Raw genomic sequence first — 22,822 nt, 5'->3', positions numbered from 1 at the left:
TTTTCAAACGTGTGATTTTCAAATAGACGGGCAGAACAGGACGATGAGCGAAAAGGTATTGCTGGTGATTCAGTTGGGCCAACCGCCGGAAGGCATTGCGTCTCAGGTTGGGCAACAAGGGAAGTGGTTTTCCGATGCGGTACAGGGTAACACGCAGCCGATACAGGTAGTTCGTCCCGATCTCGGGGAACCGCTGCCGCCGTTTGATACGCTGGCGGCGGTGGTGATCTCCGGCTCGTGGTCAATGGTCACAGATCGACTGGACTGGAGCGAATATACCGCTGGCTGGTTGCGTGAAGCGTATTACGCCGATATCCCGCTGCTGGGCGTGTGCTATGGGCACCAACTGCTTGCCGATGCGCTGGGCGGCAAAGTGGGGGATAACCCCAACGGTAAGGAAGTTGGCGTCCAGATTGTGACAACGAATGAAGCCGCAGCACAAGACCCATTACTGCGTGATTATCCACCGCAGTTTGGCGCTTATCTGACTCACCAGCAGTCCGTGCTGGAACCGCCCGAAGGTGCACAGGTGCTGGCGCGCTCAGAGATGGATGGCTGCCAGATTATCCGCTATAGCGATAAAGTGTTGACCGTGCAATTCCACCCGGAATTCAGCGCGGACATCATGCTGACGTGCTTGCGGCATAATGAGGCGGCGCTGCGACAGGGCGGCTGGGATGTCGATCGGATGATGGACATCCCGCAGGAGCCTGTCTGGGCGCGCAAGATCCTGCTGGATTTTGTACAACGCTACGCGGCGAACTAGCCCTCGAACTAGCCCTCGAACAACGCGTTATACGCGAGAAAACGTCCTTCTCTATCGTTACTCATTGGTGACGATAGAGCCAAGAATCATGACCGCTTCACCCACCGAAATTGTAGCGCTATGGCAAAGTTTGAACAGCTCGCTCACCAGATCCGTGAGCAGCTTCAGGAAGGGATTTGGCAGCCGGGCGACAAATTGCCCTCGCTGCGGGAGAAATCACTGCATTCGGGTATGAGTCTGATGACCGTGTTGCACGCGTATCAGCTGCTGGAAAGTCAGGGATTGATTGTGTCGCGTCCACAGTCGGGGTATTACGCGGCACCACAGCTGTCCACACTCCCCGCAGACAGCCTGCATTCGCCCGTGGGGCAGGCGCGCGTTCAACTGACCGAAGACGTTGACGTTAACGCATTTATTTTTGACGTACTTCAGGCCAGCAAAGATCCGGCAGTAATGCCGTTTGGATCGGCATTTCCCGATCCACAGCTCTTTCCACAGCGCCAGTTAACGCGCTCGCTGGCCTCGGTAGCGCGTCATATGCAGCCACACAGCGCGCTGGATAATTTACCGCCGGGTAATGAGAGCTTAAGGAAGAATATCGCCCAGCGCTATGCGTTGCAGGGGATTGCTGTCTCGCCCGATGAGATTGTGATTACAGCGGGGGCGATGGAGTCCCTTAATCTCAGTCTTCAGGTGCTGACGGAGCCGGGCGATTATGTGGTGATCGAATCCCCGGCGTTTTACGGTGCGCTACAGGCGATTGAACGCCTGAAGCTCAAGGCGATTGCGATTGCAACCGATCCGCAGCAGGGCATCGATCTTGAGGCATTGCAGCAGGCGCTGAACGACTATCCGATCAAAGCCTGCTGGCTGATGACCAATTTCCATAATCCGCTCGGCTGCACATTGTCCTGGGAGAAAAAGCAGAGGCTGGTGGCGATGCTGGAAACACACGGTGTCGGGCTGGTAGAAGATGATGTCTACAGCGAGCTTTACACGGGTCTGCAACGTCCGCGGCCCGCGAAGGCGCTGGATAAAAAAGGCACGGTCTTACACTGTTCCTCGTTTTCTAAAAATCTGGTGGCAGGGTTCCGCATCGGCTGGGTGGCGGCAGGACGTTATGCGGGAAATATTCAGCGTTTACAGCTGATGAGCACATTATCAACCAGCGCCCCGATGCAACTGGCGATTGCGGACTATCTGGCAACCAGCAGCTATGACAGCCATCTGCGCCGCCTGCGGCGGGCGCTGGAGCAGCGTAAACATACCGCATTACAATCGCTACGCCGACACTTTCCGGGTGAAGTCCGCATTAATCATTCGCAAGGCGGCTATTTTCTCTGGCTGGAATTGCCAGAAGGCGTCAGCAGCACGGAACTCTATCGCCGTGCGCTGGAGCGGGGTATCAGTATTGCGCCGGGAAAGATGTTCACTACTGGTGATAAATACGATCGCTACTTTCGCTTCAACGCCTCCTATGAATGGGACGATCGCTGCGAAAAAAGTGTGATTGCATTAGCGGCGCTGATTCGGGCGCAGATCGTCGAGCGTTTGGCCTAATCACCCTTTTGGGGTGTGGAGATGTTTGCCGCTTTTCTGCTACTGTTGCCGTCATGGCGGAAGAGGGTCGCGCTGATGGTTAAAAACAGCGATAACCTTGCCGGAAATCAGGAAGTCGCCAGGCTGGATGCGTATAATCCCCGCTAAGGTGAGCGATACCCGAATGCTGATCATTTAAGCCCGTTTTTAGGGGAAACACAGGGGACGGTTCCCGCAGGGAGGCCTCACCCCTGTGGTCGCACCGTGCATCTCGATCTTTAAGCGATTGGCGTTAGCTATTATACCCGGACCGTGCTGGCGGCCTTCCTGCACCCCGAAATCTATCGGATAGATAACATCAATAACAGGAAAAACCACCCTGATGAGTATTCGCATTGTTCCTCAGGAACAGTTAGAAAAAAACGAGAAATCAATGCCGGAAGGGCATATCCCTCCGCTGCTTTTTGCCAACCTGAAAAGCCTGTACAGCAGCCGTGCAGAGCGTTTGCGTCAGTTGGCAGAAGATCACCCGCTGGGGGATTATCTCACCTTCGCCGCAGGCGTGGTGGAAGCTCAGCAGAAGGTATTGCACGATCATCCGTTGAAGCTTGACCTGAATGATGTGCTGCAACAGTCCGGAGAACGTCCGCCGCTCGATATCGCGGTGTTCCCGCGTGATGCACACTGGCATACGCTGCTGCGTGCACTGATTGAAGAATTGAAACCGGATGCCAGCGGACAGGTGTTATCCACGCTGGAGAATCTGGAAAAAGCCTCAGAGCAGGAGCTGGAAGAATACGCGACCGCGCTGCTGCAACATGAATTTCGTGCTGAAAATAATGATAAAGCCCCGTTCATCTGGGCGGCGCTGTCGCTGTTCTGGGCACAGATGGCAAGTTTGTTACCCGGTAAAGCGCGCGCCGTACCCGGCGAACATCGCCAATTTTGCCCCGTGTGCGGCAGTATTCCTGTCTCTGGCGTGGTGCAATTAGGCACCTCCAGCGGGCTGCGTTATCTGCACTGTAATCTGTGCGAGAGCGAATGGCACATGGTGCGGGTGAAATGCAGCAACTGTGAAGAGTCGAGCGAGCTGAATTATTGGTCGCTGGATAGCGAAAATTCCGCGATTAAAGCAGAAAGCTGCGGCCACTGCGGCACGTATCTGAAATTGCTCTATCAGGAAAAAGATCACCGAGTGGAAGCGGTCGCCGACGATTTGGCTTCGCTGGTGCTGGATGTGAAAATGGAGGAAGAAGGTTTTTCTCGCAGCAGCATCAATCCTTTCCTGTTCCCGGAAAGTTCGATCGAATAGCTAGTCTAATCGGTGAGGCGCGTTTGTGCTTCACCGCCTTTCCTTTCTGAAAACTTACCCCTGCCACACGCCGCTAAAATGCAGTAATAACACCAGTGCAGTAATCACTATTGATGCGGATGTGAGTGCGATCAGGCCGTGGCTGGCGCGTGATAGCCTGGGCTGACAGCAAGCGTTAAAGCGATAGCGCAGAATCGCCAGCACCGACATTAGGGCAGAAACGCACAGAAGCAGAATGGCGCAGGCAAAAATGGCACGACTGCCGTCTACCATACTCAGGCGAAAACACAGCAGGCTGTTGATTAACATCACAAACAGGGTACGTGTCCAGGCCATGCCGGTTCGCTGCGGCTGTAGCCCCGGATCGCGAGTGGTTTCCATGCGCTACCCGAACAGGATCATGGCGGCAAGCGCGAGGGCAATGAGGGTGATAAACAGCGTCACGATCAGCAGCATCGGCGTATACGGCATATCGCTTTCCTGCCGCATCGCTTTCTCATTGTTGACCCAGCGACGATAGGCCAGAGCGCCAAGCAGCGCGGCGCAGACGACCAGTAGCAGAGCCAGCCCCTGACGCACCAGCGGGTCGATATGGACGGTAAATTGATCGATACCCACGGCACCCGCAAGAAACGCTAGCGCGGTGCGAATCCACGCCAGAAAGGTGCGCTCATTCGCTAATGAAAAACGGTAGTCTGGGGTTTTCCCCTGACGCCACCACGGTGTTTTGTCCTGTCTGGGTGTTGTCATGTCGTCGTCTGATTTCAAGTTAAAAGAGGGCATCCGATTGGGCACAGCGTCTGCATTCTAGCGCCCTTGGCGGGTTTCGTCTGCCCTGATGACTGTCTCAGTACGAAATGATGAAGCGCCCGATGGTGGCGCTTCGTTCTCTCAAGGGGCATCTTTGCCCGCTTCATGGTTCTCTACCGCTAACGCAGTGACCAGTGCGAATGCGCAGGCCAGCAGCGTGCCGAGTATCCAGGCGAAATACCACATATTCTTTCTCCTCAAGTCGTCAGTAAACGGAATGCTTATTCGCTTCGATGTAGCGGGCATCGATCCGGCCAAACATTTTGTAATAACACCAACTGGTATAAAGCAGGATGGTGGGAACAAAAATGCAGGCCAGAATGGTCATCACCTGAAGCGTAAGCTGGCTGGACGTCGCATCCCAGAGGGTCAGGCTGACGTTGGGATCGACGCTGGAAGGCATCACGAACGGGAACAGCGTAATTCCTGCCGTCAGAATCACGCAGACAATCGTTAATGATGAGGTCAGAAAACCCCAGCCGCAGCGATTCACGCGCGAGAAGAGACAGGTGAACCACGGTAAAATCACGCCCAGTGCGGGGATCGCCCACAGCGACGGATGCGCATTAAAGTTGGTTAACCAGGCACCGGCCTGCTGGACCACGTTTTTATTCAGCGGATTAGACGGGGCGGCTTTATCCATGGTGGAGGTAATCATGTAGCCGTCGATGCCTGTCTGTACCCAGAAGCCTGCCAGTAAGAAGGTGAGGCTCATCAGCACGCTGGCGATCAGGACCGTTTTTTGCGCGCGGCGCTGAAGGACGTCTGTGGTGCGCATTTGCAGGTAAATGGCGCCGTGTGCGACGATCATCGCGACACTCACGACGCCTGCCAGCAGCCCGAACGGGTTCAACAGGCCAAAGAACCCGCCGCTCGGTATCGTTTTTGCCCAGCAGGCGCAGCAGAATGCCCACGCCCATGTCAAAGCCGTCAGTGATGGCGAAGCCGATGAATAACAGGCCAATCAATCCCCACCAAGTCAGACGTAATGTTTCATAATCCAGCATTATTATGGCTCCCGTTAAGGTTTTGCAGGTGTCGCGAGGGATTGTGTCGTCGGTTGCTCAAAGTGGTAACGGCCCGTTTTCAGGCTGCTTGGCCCCAGTCGGGCAAACTTGAACATCAGATACATTTCTGCGATCAGAAACAGCGTATACAGCCCGCAAATCAGCCCCATCGACAGCAGGATGTCATGCGCTTCCAGAGACGAATTGGCAATGGCGGTAGGCAGAACCTCGCCGACTGCCCACGGCTGACGGCCGTACTCGGCGACGAACCAGCCGGATTCAATCGCGATCCAGGGCAGGGGAATCCCGTACAGCGCGGCGCGGTGCAGCCATTTACGCTGTCCCATGCGGCCGCGTATGACGCTCCAGAACGACAGCGCAAAAATGCCGAGCATCAATACGCCGCAGCCCACCATCAGACGGAAAGCGACATACAGCGGTGCGACGCGCGGGATTGAGTCTTTGGTTGCCTGCTGAATCTGGTTTTCGCTGGCATTGGCGACATCATCGGTATAGCGCTTAAGCAGCAGACCGTAGCCAAGATCGTGTTTGGTGGCTTCAAAGCGTGTGCGAACGGCGGGATCGGTGTTACCCGAACGCAGTTCCTCCAGCAGACCATAGGCCGTCATGCCGTTACGAATGCGAATCTGATGTTGCGCCATCAGGTCTTTAATACCAACGACGGGTTTGTCGAGTGAACGTGTGGCGATAAGCCCCAGCAGATAGGGAACGTGGATGGCGTAGTCATTCTGCATCGTTTCCTGATTGGGGAGGGCGAACAGGGTGAAAGAAGCCGGAGCGGGCTGCGTTTCCCATTCGGCTTCAATCGCGGCCAGCTTGGTTTTCTGCACATCGCCCATCACCATCACATAGCCGGATTCATCACCCAGCACGATGACAGACAGCACCGAGGCCAGGCCGAAACTGGCGGCAATCGCGAACGAGCGTTTGGCAAAGGCGATATCGCGGCCTCTCAGCAGATAGTAAGAGCTGATCCCAAGTACAAACATCGCGCCGGCGGTGTAACCTGCGGCTACGGTGTGCACAAATTTCACCTGCGCGACTGGGTTAAGCACCAGCTCGGCGAAGCTCAGCATTTCCATGCGCATGGTTTCATAATTGAATTCGGCGGCAATCGGGTTTTGCATCCAGCCGTTGGCGACCAGAATCCACAGGGCGGAAAAGTTGGAGCCTAGCGCGACGAACCAGGTCACCAGCATATGTTGAACTTTGGTCAGACGATCCCAGCCGAAAAAGAACAGGCCGATCAGCGTGGATTCGAGGAAGAACGCCATGAGTCCTTCCATCGCCAGCGGCGCGCCAAAAATATCGCCCACGTAGTGAGAATAGTAAGACCAGTTGGTGCCGAACTGGAATTCCAGCGTCAGACCGGTTGCCACGCCCAACGCAAAGTTGATAGCGAACAGCTTGCCCCAGAATTTGGTCATATCCTTATAGATTTGCTTGCCGGTCAACACATAAGTCGTGTTCATAATGACGAGCAGGAAAGACAATCCCAGCGTCAGCGGGACGAAAAGAAAGTGATACATGGCAGTCAGGGCAAATTGTAGCCGCGACAGCTCAACGACATCAAACATGTTAGGCTCCTAGCGTCAGGCAGGAAAAGGCTGTTATTCCGATGCTTGCCGGAATAAATAGTGATGAATAAAATGCGAATAATTACCGTCGACGATATTTGCATCCGTCGGAAATTAACGTCACTGATTGACGTGAGATAAGAATGAATAGTGAATAAAACGTGCGGGGATTATAGCGTGCAAAAACTGAAGGATAAATAGTACAGTTTATTGATTCGTTTTTTTATCTTCAATGTCATTGTTTTGGTTTTATATTTTAATTTAATGTTTTATATTGGTTTTTTGTTTTGTTTATCTTCAATTTTTGGATTTTTACTCTTTATATTTATTGGTGTGGAAAATTTAATTTAATTAAAATAGTACAGATTTGAGATGTATAAATATAACAGTTTAATTTTTTATTTAATTTTACATTTGGCGATAAAAATAATGGGGAATTATCAAAATATCCTTACTAAAGAGGCGGGGATGATGTGCGTGTGCCGTACGCTAAATACGGCACACTTTATATAATGAAGTACTGGTACCGGTTATTACGCAGAAGGCGCGACTGGCCACACAACTGACGCAGCGGTGAGATCAATACGGTTCAACGCAACCAGATACATTTTCCATTGCGTTAGCCGTTCTTGTTCTTCATCCGTGGCAATAGTTAAGTCCACGGCGTAGCTCAGTTCGGTAATGTGGGTTGTTGCCGTTGCACGCCGTGCCGCCAGTTCTTGCTGTAGGTTTTGGGTTGCGGCAAGTTGCTGCGCCTCAAGGTTTGTCACCCAGGCTGTTCCATCCCACTGGTCGAACTCGGTGGTTGGAGCCAGAGAGGTCATATTTTCTGGCAATTCGCCCAATTGCATCACCGTCTGCGTCTGTCGTGTTTCCGTGCTGTAGACCGTCTGGCCGCGATAATCCGGCACCTGCTCCCACGCTTTACCGTCCGCACGGCGGCGCAGGGCTTGACCAACTGGCGGCAATTGCGGTTCGTCTGCGTAGCTGTCGGCAGGCAAGCCGACACCCTGCATCACATATTCATAGCTGGCGCTCTGGTATTCCCGCGTCGCCGGATTCACGTGATAAACGGTAATCCATCCGGTATTGATGGCTAATCCGTGCTCGTTCAGTTCTGCGTTTTTAATTTGTGTTGAATAGTGGCTCATTATGCTGCTCTCACGATGTAGTTAAAGGCGATATTGCGTGGACGGTTTTCGTTAGCTGTGGGTACGACTGTTGATGCGTCAAATGTGACGATTCGGCCTCCCCGCCCTCCAGTAAGGCCAGCTGATGAACCGGTATATCTATTAGCATCAAAAGCACCGGTAGTTTCTGTTGTATTGACGCGGTCATTTAATTGCCCAATTGTTCCGATTATGTTTCTGATCGCATCACCTTGCGCTGAAAGCAGTGCCCGACTTGCATCAACCCCGCGCCCGTCATCCCAACCGCGCACGAATTCTCCCCGTAAATCGGGCAGGAAACCGGACGGATAGCGATAGGTCAGAATAGGATATTGCGCTTTGTCGAACTGCTGACCATTGCATTTCAGCCACCCTGCTGGCGCTACAGCGCCGGGGAACAACTGCGGCATTCCAACCAACTCAGATGTGGGGAGTGCGCCGATGGTTGACGGGGTGAGATTTCCTGAATGAAACAGTGTTACTGGGTCTAACCATCCCGTTGAAACTTTTTTGCGCAGAACAAAGTTTTCGTACGAAAATCCTGTCATGTGCTCATCTGATAGCACCCATCCCCAATCTGCACCATCGTGTTGCCCAGCGCGATGACGTGCAGACAAAAAACACTTCCAGCGTTCATCCGCTACAACTTCAACTGAGCCGCACAAATTGTTATTTGAACGGTCGCAAACATAGAGCCAGTCAGCAATAGTTGCGAATTTGGAGGCTATTGCGTTTCCGACCGCCCCCGTTTCCATGCCGCTGCCGCCGTGCTCTTTGCTCAGCGGTAACGTAAAGTTATTCTCAGTCCACACTCGCGCATAATTAACCAATAATTGGCTCGCCAGAAAATTAACTGATGTTAATGTTTCTCCATCCTTCGGCGGTATCACAGCCATTCGTGCGTTGTAGTCAGTTGTCGGTTTTCCATCTGTGTGAAAATCAACATAGCAATAGGATGGACTACCGTTCGTCCCGCCGTACTCGATTACATAGTCCCCATTAACATTAGGTTCATTGATTTCAATGATTCGAGTCGGGATGCGAGTTGTGCTGGCATGAGACACGACAGGCGTTACCCAGCCTTGCCAATTACCATTACTCAATACAACACATGCAGTTCGGGACGGATTAGTCACATCGACAATGCTCAGTACGCCGAACCCGTCAGCCGATGATTTCCATTCAATAATGCTCGGGCCAAAACCAGCAGGTAACCCCGTCACGTTAGCGGAATCGCATTGATACAAGTCTGACGGGCGGTTCGCTTTAAAATAGTCCTGAATATTGACGCCGCTTAATTGCACGGCTTTTCCGCCCCATGCCGATTCAATTATCCCGATGTTTTTACGGAACAATGCAGGATTGGGGATATCCGCACCGTTCTGATCTTTTGCCAACTTACCCGCTAGTGCATTCAACACCGTGGTGCTGAAGTTCGGGTCATTACCCAACGCGGTAGCCAGTTCTTGCAGTGTATCGAGTGCCGCAGGAGAACCATTAACCAATGCGGCTACGGCAGCTTTCACAAAGGCCGTTGTCGCCAACTGTGTGTCATTAGAACCGGATGCTGCGGTCGGCGCTGTGGGGGTTCCCGTGAATGCAGGGTTGGCTTTTGGGGCATATTGCGGATGCGCATCAAGAACCGAAGCATGGGCATTCAGCTTATTGGCCGCATCAGTTTTTACATCAGCAATCGCATTCAATATGGTTGTGCTGAAGTGCGGATCGTTACCCAACGCGTTCGCCAGTTCTTGCAGCGTGTCCAGTGCTGCCGGAGAACCATTGACCAATGCGGCAAGGGCCGATTTCACAAAGGCCGTGGTGGCAATTTGCGTGTTGTTTGCCGTTTGCGCGGTTGTTGGCGCGGTGGGCGTTCCCGTCAGCGCCGGACTATTTTTAGGGGCATATTGTGAATGCGGATCGCTGGCGGCGAGATGTGCCTGCAAACTTTCACCCGTAGTTTCCTGCATTTTTTTCAGATAAGCCGTGCGGCTGGCTAATTGCTCAGCCTGACGGTTAGAGATACCCCCTGGGCCGGCTACAACCGGGTCCGATGTCTCAAGCTGATAAATTCCATCAATCCAGCTTTCTTGTTCAGATAAATTCGCCATTTTCATGCGTTCCTATGAGTGATGATAGCGCTACGATGCGACTTTGCGGTGTTTTTTTCTGTTTCTACGCCGATGTCAGCATCGTGCCGATGGCTATAAAACAGTTTTAGTAACGATGATGAGAGTACCTTTTGCGATGGCGAGGGTTTAGTAACGCAGTTTAAAAATTGAAGTTGAAAGTGCACACAAGCGGCAGTCATTGTGCGGACAACATGTCTTTGCTTGCTGATCACTGTGAGCTGATGCGAATGGCGCGTTAATTGCATATTCCTGAAAGTGGTTTTTTCAGGAGAGAGTAAGATGGTGGCGGAGCCTTCAACGACAATTCGATTTTTACTTGCCTCGCGCCAGTGTGAGCTGAACAGCCTGCGCTACCTGCTGCAAAGCGGTGAACTGGTGGGGAAAATCAGCCAGCTCGTGCATCTATTGCAGCGCGAACGAGGAACGGCCAACCTGTTTCTGTGCTCCGACGGCCGATTTTTTGCCGACGAACTGGTGCTACGTGAGAAAGACGTGCAGGCGGCGCAGGCGCACTTGATGACGCATCTGGCCGGATTGGAAAAAATGACGGCGGAATTGCCGCAGGCGAGCCGTCTATTCAGCCGTGTCGCCAGCGTGGTCTATGCGCTGAGCCTGCTGCCCGCGTTGCGCCAGCAGATTCGCCAGCGTTTGTTGCCTCAGCCGCAGGCGATGACGTTTTTCAACGATATTGTCCGCAACCTGCTGGCGCTGGTTTTTGAGGTGTCGGATACGGCGGCCGATCCGGGGATTTCCCGCGCGTTGATTGCCATGTTCAGCTTTATGCAGGGGAAAGAGTTGGCAGGGCAGGAGCGGGCTATTGGCGCGGCGGCCTATGCGGCGGGCTGCGTCGATGAGGAAACCCGGCAAAAGTTGCTGGATTTGATTGAGCGGCAGGAGCGCTGTTTCGATACCTTTCTGAGTTTTAGCGATGAAGAAAACCAGCAGCGCTGGCGTGCTATCGCGGTAGACAGCGAATTTGAGCGCCTGCGCCGCATTGTGTGCACCCGCAGCCCGATAGAAAAGCTGCCGGAAGCCGATAGCCTGCACTGGTTTTCGATTGCCACGCGGCGCATCGATGAAATGAAGCAGATGGAAGATGAGTTGGAACAGACGCTGATGCAGCGCTGCCGTACCCGTATTGCGGCTGCTGAGAAAGCATGCAGCGATCAGCGCGCGGATCTCGAAGCGCTGATGGCGCAGCAGGAGCATGACGATCCCGGTTATTCGATATTTATCGCTGGTCACGACGTGGAAGGGCAGAACGTCCCTCCCGGTTGGCTGAATAGCGATGGCGTCAGTCCACAGCTGGGGCGATCGCTGCTGTCGCTGGTGCAGCAACAGTCGCGGCGCTTACAGGCACAGGATCATGAATTAGCTGCGCTGCGAGCCACGTTGAATGAAAGAAAACAGATCGATCGCGCGAAGGGCTTGCTGATGCAGCACCGTGGATTAAGCGAAGAAGAGGCCTACAAAACCCTGCGCCGCATGGCGATGAGCCAGAATAAAAAGCTGATTGATATCGCGACGGCGATGCTCGCGGTGGCTGATGTATTTGGTGATACCCCGTAAGAGGTATATGCACATGAACTGTGCGTGTTCTGCCTGTTGGCGGTGCAAGACCTCGTTTTGTGGAAGGGGGAGTCAGGAGTAATTGACCGCGTGAAGTGGTTTCGTGCGTAAAAAGATCGTTATTTCTATGCTACGTCGTAGCACACGCACGACACGGGGCGCTCAGTCGCCGCCGCCCCGTGACCCGAGGCTTTTTCGCGGGAAATTACGCCACTGCGCGGTTCCTTCGGAAAATCAGTCACCTGACGGACCGTTGCTGACGCGAATACTCGTCCTATAAAGAGGACTCGCCCTACGGGCCAGCACTTGTGCTGTTCAAAAACGTCTTTGACGTTTTTGTCCGATGCGGCAGCCACTTTCGCAGCATCCATGCTGCTCATCCTGGAGACTGATTTGTCCTCAGCGTAATTTACGCGGAAGAAAAGACAAACCACGATTTTTTCCCTTTCTGTTATAGCCGTGAATCATAAAATTCACCATTTATTAATATCTTATTCTCTCGTGGCGTGAAAATTATGCATCGGTGGGGATGGCCGCCGAGTGAGCGGCATGGATGCCGCGAAAGTCAGTGCCGCGTCGGGAACGCGTCACTGGCGGCTCGACTAGCGGTCATGAACACCGATGGCACCGCGTAGCGGCATAATTTAGCCGGAAGCCAGGGTTCGCAGGGCTGCGGCGCTTGAGCGCCCTGCGTCGGGCGCATGTGCGGTATTGCAGATAAAGGGGGGCGGAATGGCGCACGAAACGGTCTCTGAACCTGTATAGACATGTGGTTAATAGACCTCCCCTGTGAAGTGAAACACTCAAAAGTGTGATAGCTGGCACAAACCTTGCTTTAACTCATTAGCAATAACCAAACATTCATAATGCGTTTCGGGCCAACGGCGGTGCGGAAGGTGTTAATCGGACAACGGCGTCCATAAGCGTGCAGATTCTGCATGGGCTTGTGGACGCCGTTTTTGTTTTTACCGCCTGAAAAGGTGTTTTGCGCAAGGGTGTCGTTGATGAGTGATTCCAAAACCAAAAGCATGACCGTCTCTCGCCGCCAGTTTCTGTTGGGGAGTGCTGCACTGGGAGGCAGCCTGATGCTGCCTGGATTGATGAATAGTGCCTGGGCCGCGGGTTCCGATGCACCGGAGAAAAAGGAAATTCGGGTCGGGTTTATTCCGTTGACGGACTGCGCCTCAGTTGTGATGGCCGCAGTGAAAGGCTTCGATAAGAAATACGGCATCACCATTGTTCCCAGCAAAGAAGCCAGTTGGGCCGCGGTACGCGACAAGCTGGTATCGGGTGAACTAGATGCCGCCCACATTCTGTACGGGCAGTTGTACGGTCTGCAAATGGGGCTGTCTGGGGCGCAGAGCAATATGGCGGCACTGATGACGCTCAACCAGAACGGACAAGGCATCACGCTGGCGAACCAGCTGCGTGCAGCCAACGTCACGGATCTCGCCGCGCTGCAAAAGTATATCGCAGCTAGCCCGGCGGGCACTTATACCTTCGCCCAAACCTTCCCTACTGGCACACACGCCATGTGGCTCTATTACTGGCTGGCTTCCGCCGGCATTCATCCTCTGAATGACGTGCGCACCGTGGTGGTGCCGCCACCGCAGATGGTGATGAACATGAAGATTGGCAACATGGTTGGCTATTGCGTCGGCGAGCCGTGGAACCAACGTGCCATCAGCGAAAACATCGGCTTTACCGCCGCCACCTCGCAAGATATTTGGCCGGATCATCCGGAAAAAGTGCTGGGCACCCGTGCTGACTGGGTGAACACCAACCCGAATAGCGCCCGTGCGCTGACCGCCGCGATTCTCGATGCCTCGCGCTGGATTGACGCCTCGGACGACAACCGTCGTGAAACGGCAGGCGTCGTTGCCGGACGCGCGTACATCAATGCCAAAGAAGAAACCATCGTCGGACGCATGCTGGGCCAGTACGAAAACGGGCTGGGGAAAAGCTGGAAAGACGAACACGCGATGCGTTTCTACCACGACGGTTCCGTGAACTACCCGTATCTGTCCGACGGCATGTGGTTCCTTACCCAGCACAAACGCTGGGGCTTGCTCACCGAAGAGCCGGATTATCTGGCTGTCGCGAAGCAGGTTAACCGTATTGATATCTATAAGCAGGCGGCCGAGGCCGTGGGGAATGTGCCGTTGCCCAGTAGCGACATGCGCAGCAGCGTGCTTATCGATGGCCGCCGCTGGGATGGTAGCGATCCGGCGGGCTATGCCAACAGTTTTAGCGTGAAGAAATAAGTGAGGTTGATGATGAAAAACCAGGCCCAGGTCATTCCCATTACCGCGGATAACGCCCCGGAAACTGTACGCAGCGCCGACATTACGCCGTTGCCAACTAAACCCGCAATGCCTGCAAAAGCACCGGTGGCACCAGCTTTCGCTTACCGCCCGCTGCTGCGCAAGCTGTTTCAACAACTTTTCCCTGCGGTACTGGGGCTGGGGCTGCTGGTTGCCGTCTGGCAGATTGCCGCGCTGAACAGCGAAAACTTCCCGACGCCGTGGGCAACCTGGCTTGCGGCGCTCAGCCTCTTTGCCGATCCGTTTTACATCGCGGGGCCGAACGATCAGGGCATCGGCTGGAACGTATTGGCCTCGTTGCAACGTGTTGGCATTGGTTTCGGACTGGCGGCACTGGTTGGCATTCCTGCGGGGTTCCTGATTGGTCGGTTTACGTTTCTGGCCAACATGCTCAACCCGATCATTTCGCTGCTGCGCCCGGTCAGTCCGCTGGCCTGGCTGCCTATCGGCCTGCTGCTGTTCCAGCGTGCTGAACCGGCATCCAGTTGGACCATTTTTATCTGCTCCATCTGGCCGATGATCCTCAACACCGCCGAGGGCGTGCGTCGCATCCCACAGGATTACCTGAATGTAGCGCGGGTGTTGAAGCTCTCCGAATTCACCATCATGCGCAAGATTCTACTGCCGGCGGTGCTGCCTAACGTATTGACTGGCGTGCGTTTGTCGATTGGCGTCGCCTGGCTGGTGATTGTCGCCGCAGAAATGCTGACTGGCGGCGTCGGTATCGGCTTCTGGATTTGGAATGAGTGGAACAATCTGAATGTGGAAAACATCATCATCGCCATCGTGGTGATTGGCGTTATCGGTCTGCTGCTTGAGCAGGGACTGGTGTGGATTGCTAACCGTTTCAGCTATGACAACCGCTAAGGAGCCGACCATGCGTACAACACCCATTATTCAAGTGCAGCAGGTGAGCCAGCGTTTCAATACCGCCAGCGGTGAGTTTCTGGCGCTGGATCAGGTGAGTTTTGATATTCACACCGGTGAAACGATCAGCCTGATCGGCCATTCCGGCTGCGGCAAATCTACGTTATTGAACCTGATTGCGGGTCTGACGCTGCCGAGCAGTGGTGGCCTGCTGTGTGACAACCGTGAAATCGACGGCCCAGGGCCGGATCGCGGCGTTGTCTTTCAGAACCACTCGCTGCTGCCGTGGCTGACCACCTACGAAAACGTCGCGCTGGCGGTACGCCAGGTATTTCGCGGGCAGATGAACAAGCACGAGATGCACGAATGGATTACCCACAATCTGGAACTGGTGCATATGGGGCATGCGCTGAACAAGCGGCCTAATGAGATCTCCGGCGGGATGAAGCAGCGTGTGGGGATTGCTCGCGCGCTGGCCATGAAGCCGAAAGTGTTGCTGATGGATGAACCGTTCGGCGCGTTGGATGCGCTGACGCGTGCGCACCTTCAGGATGCGGTGATGGAAATTCAGCAGCGGTTGCAAACCACGATTGTGCTGATTACTCACGATGTAGACGAGGCGGTACTGCTGTCGGATCGCGTGCTGATGATGACCAACGGTCCGGCGGCGACGGTTGGTGAAATCATGAAGGTCGAGCTGGAATGTCCACGTTCACGCGTCGTGCTGGCCGACGATCCACGCTATCACCACTATCGTCAGCAGGTGCTGCATTTCTTATATGAAAAACAGCCTAAAGCAGCCTGACAGCGAGGCCGGAACGATGATGAAACCACATCTGATTGTGATTGGTAACGGGATGGCGAGTGCGCGATTCGTCGATGTGCTGCGCCAACTGGCCGCCACGCGCTTCCGAATCACCGTAATTGGTGATGAACCGCGTGCCAGCTATAACCGTATCCTGCTGTCGCCGGTATTGAGCGGCGAAAAAGCGTTTACGGATACGCTGCTGACGCCTGCGGCTATCGACGACGATGTGGCGCTGCCAGTCAATTATCTGCTGGGTGAGCGGGTAACCCATATCGATCGCCAGCATCGTGAGGTGACAACGACGCAACGGCAACTGCATTACGATCATCTGGTGTTGGCGACCGGCTCCACGCCGTTTATGCCGCCGATGCCGGGTATCGATCTGGCGGGCGTGTGCGGCTTCCGCACGCTGGATGATGTCGAGCTGATGTTGGCGACGATTCGCCAGTCCGTCCCAGCGGTAGTCATTGGCGGTGGCCTGCTTGGGATTGAAGCGGCTGCGGCGCTGAAACTGCGCGGTGCCGACGTCACGCTGCTGCATCGCGTCCCGATTCTGATGGAGCGTCAACTGGACGCCACGGCGAGCGACCTGCTGTGCGACAGCCTGCGCGCACGCGGCATTGCCTGTGAGACGGATGTGCAGGTGGTGGCGCTGCACGGTGATGAACACGGCGTCACGGCCGTTGCACTGGCGGATGGCCGCACGATCCCCGCCGGTCTGGTGGTGGTGACGGCAGGCGTGATTCCCGCCAGCCAGCTGGCACGCGAGTGCGGCTTGCCCTGTAACCGCGGTGTGCTGGTGGACGGTCAACTGCAAACTGCCGACCCGTACATCAGCGCGATCGGCGAATGTTGTGAACTCAATGGCGAAACTTTCGGGCTGGTTGCCCCGTGTTTCGCCCATGCCACGTTGGTGGCACAGCGCCTGGCCGGACACACACCGAAAGATTATCAGCGTGAACAGGCGGCGACGCGGCTGAAAGTCACGGGCATTGGCGTGGTCAGCGGCGGCGATATTAACGTAGCACCGGATGATGAGGTGTACACCCTATTTGATCCGCAGACGCAGCACTACCGTCGTCTGCTACTGCGCGACGGGCGGCTGAGCGGTGTCCTGCTTTATGGCGACACCGACGACAGCCAGCGCCTGCTGGCCGCAATCGATAGCACCACAGAAGGCGAGACGATACCGCCTGCTTCGCTGCTTTTCGGTCTTTCTTCCCCTGATTCTGACCCTAATTTTGACCCACAGCCTGAAGCTGTAAGGATTCCTGTCATGAGCAAACCTATTTTGGTGGTCGTCGGCCACGGTATGGTCGGCCACTATTTTCTTGAACAACTGGTCGAGCGCGACCTGCATCAGCATTATCACATCGTCGTCTTTGGCGAAGAACGTCATGAAGCCTATGACCGTGTTCACCTCTCCGAGTATTTTTCCGGCCGCAGCGCCACCTCTTTGTCGCTGGTAAAAGACGGCTTTTTTGCTGAGAGTGGCATTGAGCTGCGCAGTGCCAGCGAGATCGTGGCTATCGATCGGGAACGTCAATGCGTGTGCGATGCGCAGGGCCGTGAAACCGCCTACGACAAACTGGTGCTGGCGACGGGCTCTTATGCGTTTGTTCCGCCGATTCCCGGTAATACGCGCCCCGGCTGTCTGGTGTATCGCACGCTGGACGATCTGGATGCGATTGCGGCACAGGCGAAAAAAGCGAAATCCGGTGTGGTGATCGGCGGTGGCTTGCTGGGGCTGGAAGCGGCAAATGCCCTGCGTCAATTGGGGCTGGACACCCATGTGGTGGAGTTTGCACCGCGTCTGATGGCGGTACAGTTGGATGACGGCGGTGCCACCATGCTGCGGCGCAAGATTGAAGCGCTGGGCGTACAGATTCATCTCAGTAAAGAAACGCGGGAAATTACCGACGGCGAGCAGGCGTTGCATCGCCTCTGCTTTGCTGACGGCAGCGTGTTGGAAACCGATTTGGTGCTGTTTTCCGCCGGGATTCGTCCGCGCGACAAGCTGGCAGATAGCGGTGATTTAGAGAAAGGACCGCGCGGTGGCATTGTGATTGATGACCATTGCCAGACGTCGGACGACGCGATTTTCGCCATTGGCGAGTGCGCGCTGTGGAAAGGCCAAATTTTCGGATTGGTGGCACCGGGCTACCAGATGGCTCGCAGCGTAGCCGATACGCTGGCACAGCGCGATACGCCATTTACCGGCGCGGACATGAGCACCAAGCTGAAACTGCTGGGCGTTGACGTGGCCTCGATTGGTGATGCGCACGGACGCACGGCGGGAAGCCAAAGTTATCAGTGGACGGACGGCCCGAACGAGATCTACAAGAAAATCGTCGTGTCTGCCGACGGTAAGCGTTTACTGGGCGCGGTACTGATTGGCGATAGCAGCGATTACAGCACGCTGCTGCAAATGATGCTCAACGATATGCCGCTGCCTGCACAGCCGGAAGGATTGATTTTGCCAGCACGTTCTGGCGATGCGCCGAAAGGGCTGGGCGTGGCGGCCTTACCCGCCAGTGCACAGATCTGTTCCTGCCATAACGTCAGCAAAAGTGATATCTCGGCGGCGGTGGCAGGCGGCTGCGGCGAGCTGGGTGCGCTGAAAACCTGTACTAAAGCGGGAACGGGCTGCGGCGGCTGTGTACCGCTGCTTAAGCAGGTGATGGAGTATGAACTGACGCAGTTGGGCGTCGAAGTGAAGAAGGACATTTGCGAGCACTTCGCCTATTCGCGTCAGGAGCTGTATCACCTGATTCGTGTGCATGAAATCCGCTCGTTCGACAGCCTCCTTGCGCGTTACGGCCACGGTTTGGGCTGCGAAGTGTGTAAGCCACTGGTGGGGTCGATGCTGGCCTCCTGCTGGAATGACTACCTGCTGCAACCGCAGCACCTGCCGTTGCAGGATACCAACGATCGTTTCTTTGCCAACATCCAAAAAGACGGCACCTATTCCGTCGTGCCGCGCGTTCCGGCAGGGGAAATCACGCCAGAAGGCCTGATCGCTATCGGTCAGGTCGCGCAGCGCTATAACCTGTACACCAAGATCACCGGCGGCCAGCGGGTGGATTTATTCGGTGCACGCTTGGAACAGCTTCCAGCGATCTGGCGTGAGCTGATCGATGCTGGATTTGAAACCGGCCATGCCTACGGTAAATCGCTGCGTACCGTGAAATCCTGCGTGGGTTCGACCTGGTGCCGCTACGGCGTACAGGATTCCACTGGGTTAGCGATCCAACTGGAGCATCGCTACAAGGGGCTGCGTTCGCCGCATAAAGTCAAAATGGCCGTTTCCGGCTGTACCCGTGAATGTGCAGAAGCGCAAAGCAAAGACATCGGCGTGATTGCCACGGACAAAGGTTGGAATCTGTACGTGTGCGGCAATGGCGGCATGAAACCGCGTCATGCGGATCTCTTCGCCAGCGATCTGGATACGGAAACCCTGCTGCGCACCATCGATCGGGTGCTGATGTTCTATATCCGCACCGGCGATCGCCTCCAGCGCACCAGCACCTGGATGGATAATCTGGAGGGCGGTATCGACTATCTGCGTCAGGTGATTCTGGAAGACAGCCTGAATATCGGTGAAGAGCTGGATAAAGAGATGCAGCGCGTGGTGGAGGCCTACCAGTGCGAATGGCAAACTACGCTGGAAAGCCCGGAACGTCTGGCGCTGTTCCGCGGCTTCCTGAATAGCGATAGCCCAGATGAAGCGGTGGTGATGGTGCCTGAGCGTGGGCAGATCCGTCCGGCACAGGATCATGAGAAAGCGGTATCGCCAGAACCAGCAGTGCTGAAACCCGCCGCGCATGAAGCGGAGTGGGTACAGGTGGCGACGCTGGGTGATATTCCGCGTCATGCTGGCATGGCGGCGCGCCTCGGACAGCAGCAAATTGCGCTGTTCCACCTGCCGGGCAGCGAGCAGCAGGTGTACGCGTTAGAAAACCATGAGCCGGGCAGCGGGGCGAATGTGCTGTCGCGTGGGCTGATCGGCGACGTGGCGGGTGAACCGGTGGTGATTTCTCCGCTGTACAAGAAACGCTTCAAGCTGCGTGATGGCGTGAGCCCGGATGACAGCGCGCTATACGTGCGCGCCTGGCCGGTGCGCGTGGAAGACGACGAGATTTGGGTATGCCGTCAGCCTCTGGCCGTACCGGAAAGCGTCGGTCTGGCAGACGCTGCTATGGCGAAAGCATCATGAACGCGCGCGTCTGTCGGACAACCTGCCCGTATTGTGGCGTCGGCTGTGGCGTGCTGGCAGAACGCGACGAGCAAGGCGCGGTAAAGATCAGCGGGGATCCCGCTCATCCGGCGAACTTGGGCCGACTGTGTGTTAAAGGCTCCGCGCTGGGGGAAACGCTAGATTTGAACGGCCGCCTGCTGTGGCCTCTGGTGGAAGGACGTCGTGTGAGCTGGGAGCAGGCGCTTGATACGGTGGCTGAACGGTTGCTGGCAACCATACAGCAACACGGCCCGCAGTCGGTGGCGTTTTATGGTTCAGGCCAGCTGTTGACGGAGGATTACTACGTTGCTAACAAGCTGATGAAGGGCTTCATTGGCGTCGCCAATATGGATACCAATTCGCGGTTGTGCATGGCGTCGGCGGTGATCGGCTACAAACGCGGACTGGGGGCGGATGCCGTTCCCTGTAGCTATGAAGACATCGAACAGGCGGATGTGGTGGTGCTTGTCGGTTCTAATACTGCCTGGGCGCATCCGGTAGTGTATCAGCGACTGGTGCAGGCGAAACAGCAGCGGCCGCAGATGCAGGTGGTGGTGATTGATCCTCGACGTACCGCCACCTGCGATATTGCCGATCTGCATTTACCGTTACAACCCGGCAGCGATGCGGGATTGTTTAGCGGCCTGCTGCAGTGGATTGCGCAGTATTCGCATGTTGATATTGCCGACGTGGCCGAGCGTTTTTCCGGCGTGGAAGCGGCGTTACAGTCAGCACAGGCATGGTCCGTGGCGCAGGTAGCCGATTTCTGCCAGTTGGATGTGGCTGATATCACACGTTTTTATCACCTGTTCAGCACCAACGATAAGGTGGTCACGCTCTATTCACAGGGGGTTAATCAGTCGTCATCGGGCAGCGATAAGTGCAATGCGATCGTTAATGCTCATCTGCTGAGTGGCAAAATCGGCGTGCCGGGTTCCGGTCCGTTTTCGATAACCGGACAGCCAAACGCGATGGGCGGGCGGGAAGTTGGCGGGTTGGCTAATCAGCTTGCCAGCCACATGGGCTTTACGCCGCAGGATATCGAGCGCGTGGGGCGCTTCTGGCAGAGCGATAACGTAGCGACGCAGCCCGGCCTGAATGCGGTGGACCTGTTTCGCGCCGTGGAACGTGGCGAGATTAAAGCCGTGTGGGTGATGGGCACCAATCCAGTGGTGTCGATGCCGGATGCGGATCGGGTAAAACAGGCGCTGGAGCGCTGCCCGTTGGTGATCGTCTCTGAGGTGATGCGTCATACCGATACCGCAGAAACCGCCGATATCTTACTCCCCGCGTTGGGTTGGGGGGAAAAAGACGGCACGGTGACCAATTCCGAACGCCGGTTATCTCGCCAGCGTGCCTTTCTACCTGCACCCGGAGAAGCCAAAGCTGACTGGTGGATTCTGAGCCAGGTGGCGCAGCGTATGGGATTTGCCGAGGCATTTACCTATCAGCATCCGGCGGACATCTTTCGTGAACATGCGGCGCTATCCGGGTTTGAGAATAACGGGAGTCGTGCGTTTGATATCAGCGGGCTGGCGGCGCTCAGCAATCAGCAGTGGCAGCAGTTGGAACCGATACAGTGGCCAGTGAACGCGGCATTCCCACGCGGACGTGCCCGACTGGGTGACGATGGTCGATTCTGGCATGCCGATGGCAAAGCACGTCTGGTGGCGATAACCCCATCGCTGCCGCAAAGTCCGTGGAGCGCGGCATATCCACTGGTGCTGAACACCGGGCGTATTCGCGATCAGTGGCACACCATGACGCGCACTGGTAAAGCGGCTCGCCTGATGCGTCATATCAGCGAACCTTACTGCGAGCTGCACCCGCAGGATGCGCAGACGCATGATATTCAGGCGGGCGATCTGGTGCGCTTATCGTCAGTGCACGGTTGGATGCTGGCGCGGGCGCGGATTGACGCAGGACAGGCGCGCGGCAGCGTGTTTGTGCCGATGCACTGGAATCAGCAATTCAGCGCACAGGCGCGGGCAGACAGCTTAGTCGCGCCGATTACCGATCCTCATTCCGGCCAGCCGGAAAGCAAACACAGCCGGGTACGTATCCAGCCTTGGCATACCGCCTGGCAGGCAACGCTATTTTTTGCTGATGAGTTGGCCGCAGCACCATTAACCTTACCCGCAGAGCATGACGTTCTGCCTCCGCCTGCAACGTATTGGAGCAAGATTCCGCATGCGGGTGTGACGCAGTACCTGTTTGCCGACCGCGTGCCGGTGGACGATTGGCAGGCGTGGTTGACGGAACATTATGGGTTAGAAAATATGCAGTGCCAGATTGCGCAGGGCAACGGCGTATTTCATCTGGTTGGCTGGCGCGAGGGCCGTGTCGTGCTTGCCTGCTATGTCAGCGCACAGACACACCGCATCGACAGCGATGCGGTGTGTCAGGCGTTTATCACGCCACCGCAGCGACCGCACGAGCGGCATGCGCTGTTGGCAGGTCAGGCTCCACAAGGACAGGTGCAGCAGGGAGCCACAATTTGCAGTTGCTATAGCGTCGGTGAAGCGATCATTGTCGGTGCGATTCGTCAAGGGTGCCACAGCGTCGCGGTATTAGGGGGAGCCCTGAAATGTGGCACTAACTGCGGTTCCTGTATCCCCGAACTGAAGGCGTTATTGAGCCAGCACGTGCCAATAACGGTCAATGAATTAAAGAAAGCAGGTTGA

Annotated in this window: 17 protein-coding genes and 1 pseudogene; 10 read left to right on the top strand and 8 right to left on the bottom strand. The window is 55.6% G+C overall.

Annotated features, from left to right (window positions below):
* Positions 1-43 precede the first annotated feature (43 nt).
* The 4 genes from O1Q74_RS12705 (at position 44) to fdhE (ending at position 3,617) form a co-directional block, all read left to right on the top strand.
* A complete protein-coding gene (locus tag O1Q74_RS12705) occupies positions 44-766 on the top strand; it encodes a glutamine amidotransferase (protein ID WP_271873596.1) in 723 nt (240 codons plus the stop codon).
* 120 nt (positions 767-886) lie between these two features.
* The gene (locus O1Q74_RS12700) at positions 887-2,326 is read left to right on the top strand and encodes an aminotransferase-like domain-containing protein (RefSeq protein ID WP_271873595.1); all 1,440 of its coding nucleotides are present in this window, start codon (positions 887-889) and stop codon (positions 2,324-2,326) included.
* Positions 2,327-2,347: 21 nt separating this feature from the next.
* Complete coding sequence (locus O1Q74_RS12695; RefSeq protein WP_271873594.1) at positions 2,348-2,473, top strand: hypothetical protein; 126 nt, start codon at positions 2,348-2,350, stop codon at positions 2,471-2,473.
* 214 nt (positions 2,474-2,687) lie between these two features.
* Positions 2,688-3,617 carry a formate dehydrogenase accessory protein FdhE gene (gene fdhE, locus O1Q74_RS12690; RefSeq protein ID WP_271873593.1) on the top strand — a complete coding sequence of 310 codons (930 nt, stop codon included), beginning with the start codon at positions 2,688-2,690 and terminating at the stop codon, positions 3,615-3,617.
* A 54-nt stretch (positions 3,618-3,671) separates the two neighbouring features.
* Here fdhE and O1Q74_RS12685 read toward each other — a convergent pair whose 3' ends face one another.
* The 8 genes and pseudogenes from O1Q74_RS12685 to O1Q74_RS12650 form a co-directional block, all read right to left on the bottom strand.
* Positions 3,672-3,998 carry a DUF202 domain-containing protein gene (locus tag O1Q74_RS12685; protein ID WP_271873592.1) on the bottom strand — a complete coding sequence of 109 codons (327 nt, stop codon included), beginning with the start codon at positions 3,996-3,998 and terminating at the stop codon, positions 3,672-3,674.
* Positions 3,999-4,001: 3 nt separating this feature from the next.
* The gene (locus O1Q74_RS12680; RefSeq protein WP_271873591.1) at positions 4,002-4,367 is read right to left on the bottom strand and encodes a YidH family protein; all 366 of its coding nucleotides are present in this window, start codon (positions 4,365-4,367) and stop codon (positions 4,002-4,004) included.
* A gap of 141 nt (positions 4,368-4,508) precedes the next feature.
* On the bottom strand, positions 4,509-4,613 hold the full coding sequence (cydX, locus tag O1Q74_RS12675; RefSeq protein ID WP_010295317.1) for a cytochrome bd-I oxidase subunit CydX: 105 nt from the start codon (positions 4,611-4,613) through the stop codon (positions 4,509-4,511).
* A gap of 19 nt (positions 4,614-4,632) precedes the next feature.
* Complete coding sequence (gene cydB / locus O1Q74_RS12670) at positions 4,633-5,352, bottom strand: cytochrome d ubiquinol oxidase subunit II (RefSeq protein ID WP_271873590.1); 720 nt, start codon at positions 5,350-5,352, stop codon at positions 4,633-4,635.
* Between the two features lie 33 nt (positions 5,353-5,385).
* Positions 5,386-5,434: pseudogene (locus tag O1Q74_RS12665) on the bottom strand (hypothetical protein); the annotation flags it as partial.
* Between the two features lie 14 nt (positions 5,435-5,448).
* A complete protein-coding gene (gene cydA, locus O1Q74_RS12660; protein ID WP_271873589.1) occupies positions 5,449-7,032 on the bottom strand; it encodes a cytochrome ubiquinol oxidase subunit I in 1,584 nt (527 codons plus the stop codon).
* Positions 7,033-7,565: 533 nt separating this feature from the next.
* On the bottom strand, positions 7,566-8,183 hold the full coding sequence (locus O1Q74_RS12655; protein ID WP_271873588.1) for a tail fiber assembly protein: 618 nt from the start codon (positions 8,181-8,183) through the stop codon (positions 7,566-7,568).
* Positions 8,183-10,312: a tail fiber protein gene (locus tag O1Q74_RS12650; protein WP_271873587.1), complete on the bottom strand. Its 2,130-nt coding sequence runs from the start codon at positions 10,310-10,312 to the stop codon at positions 8,183-8,185. Before O1Q74_RS12650 ends, O1Q74_RS12655 begins: the two co-directional genes overlap by 1 nt.
* Before the next feature lie 300 nt (positions 10,313-10,612).
* Between O1Q74_RS12650 and O1Q74_RS12645 the strand changes: the two genes are divergently transcribed.
* The 6 genes from O1Q74_RS12645 to O1Q74_RS12620 all read left to right on the top strand — a co-directional run bounded on the left by O1Q74_RS12645 (position 10,613) and on the right by O1Q74_RS12620 (position 22,822).
* Positions 10,613-11,902 carry a nitrate regulatory protein gene (locus O1Q74_RS12645; protein ID WP_271873586.1) on the top strand — a complete coding sequence of 430 codons (1,290 nt, stop codon included), beginning with the start codon at positions 10,613-10,615 and terminating at the stop codon, positions 11,900-11,902.
* A gap of 1,004 nt (positions 11,903-12,906) precedes the next feature.
* On the top strand, positions 12,907-14,166 hold the full coding sequence (locus O1Q74_RS12640; RefSeq protein WP_271873585.1) for a CmpA/NrtA family ABC transporter substrate-binding protein: 1,260 nt from the start codon (positions 12,907-12,909) through the stop codon (positions 14,164-14,166).
* 12 nt (positions 14,167-14,178) lie between these two features.
* Positions 14,179-15,093, top strand: coding sequence for a nitrate ABC transporter permease (ntrB, locus tag O1Q74_RS12635; RefSeq protein ID WP_271878915.1), 915 nt, complete (start codon positions 14,179-14,181; stop codon positions 15,091-15,093).
* Positions 15,094-15,103: 10 nt separating this feature from the next.
* A complete protein-coding gene (locus tag O1Q74_RS12630; protein ID WP_271873584.1) occupies positions 15,104-15,898 on the top strand; it encodes an ABC transporter ATP-binding protein in 795 nt (264 codons plus the stop codon).
* Between the two features lie 19 nt (positions 15,899-15,917).
* A complete protein-coding gene (nirB, locus tag O1Q74_RS12625) occupies positions 15,918-20,117 on the top strand; it encodes a nitrite reductase large subunit NirB (RefSeq protein ID WP_271878913.1) in 4,200 nt (1,399 codons plus the stop codon).
* Positions 20,114-22,822 carry a nitrate reductase gene (locus O1Q74_RS12620; protein WP_271878911.1) on the top strand — a complete coding sequence of 903 codons (2,709 nt, stop codon included), beginning with the start codon at positions 20,114-20,116 and terminating at the stop codon, positions 22,820-22,822. The genes nirB and O1Q74_RS12620 overlap by 4 nt, the downstream gene beginning before the upstream one ends.

This window comes from Pectobacterium sp. A5351 (genome assembly GCF_028335745.1).
Lineage (GTDB): Bacteria > Pseudomonadota > Gammaproteobacteria > Enterobacterales > Enterobacteriaceae > Pectobacterium.
The sequence above is the reverse complement of the archived record's forward strand: the minus strand, read 5'-3'. Positions and strand labels throughout refer to the sequence as shown.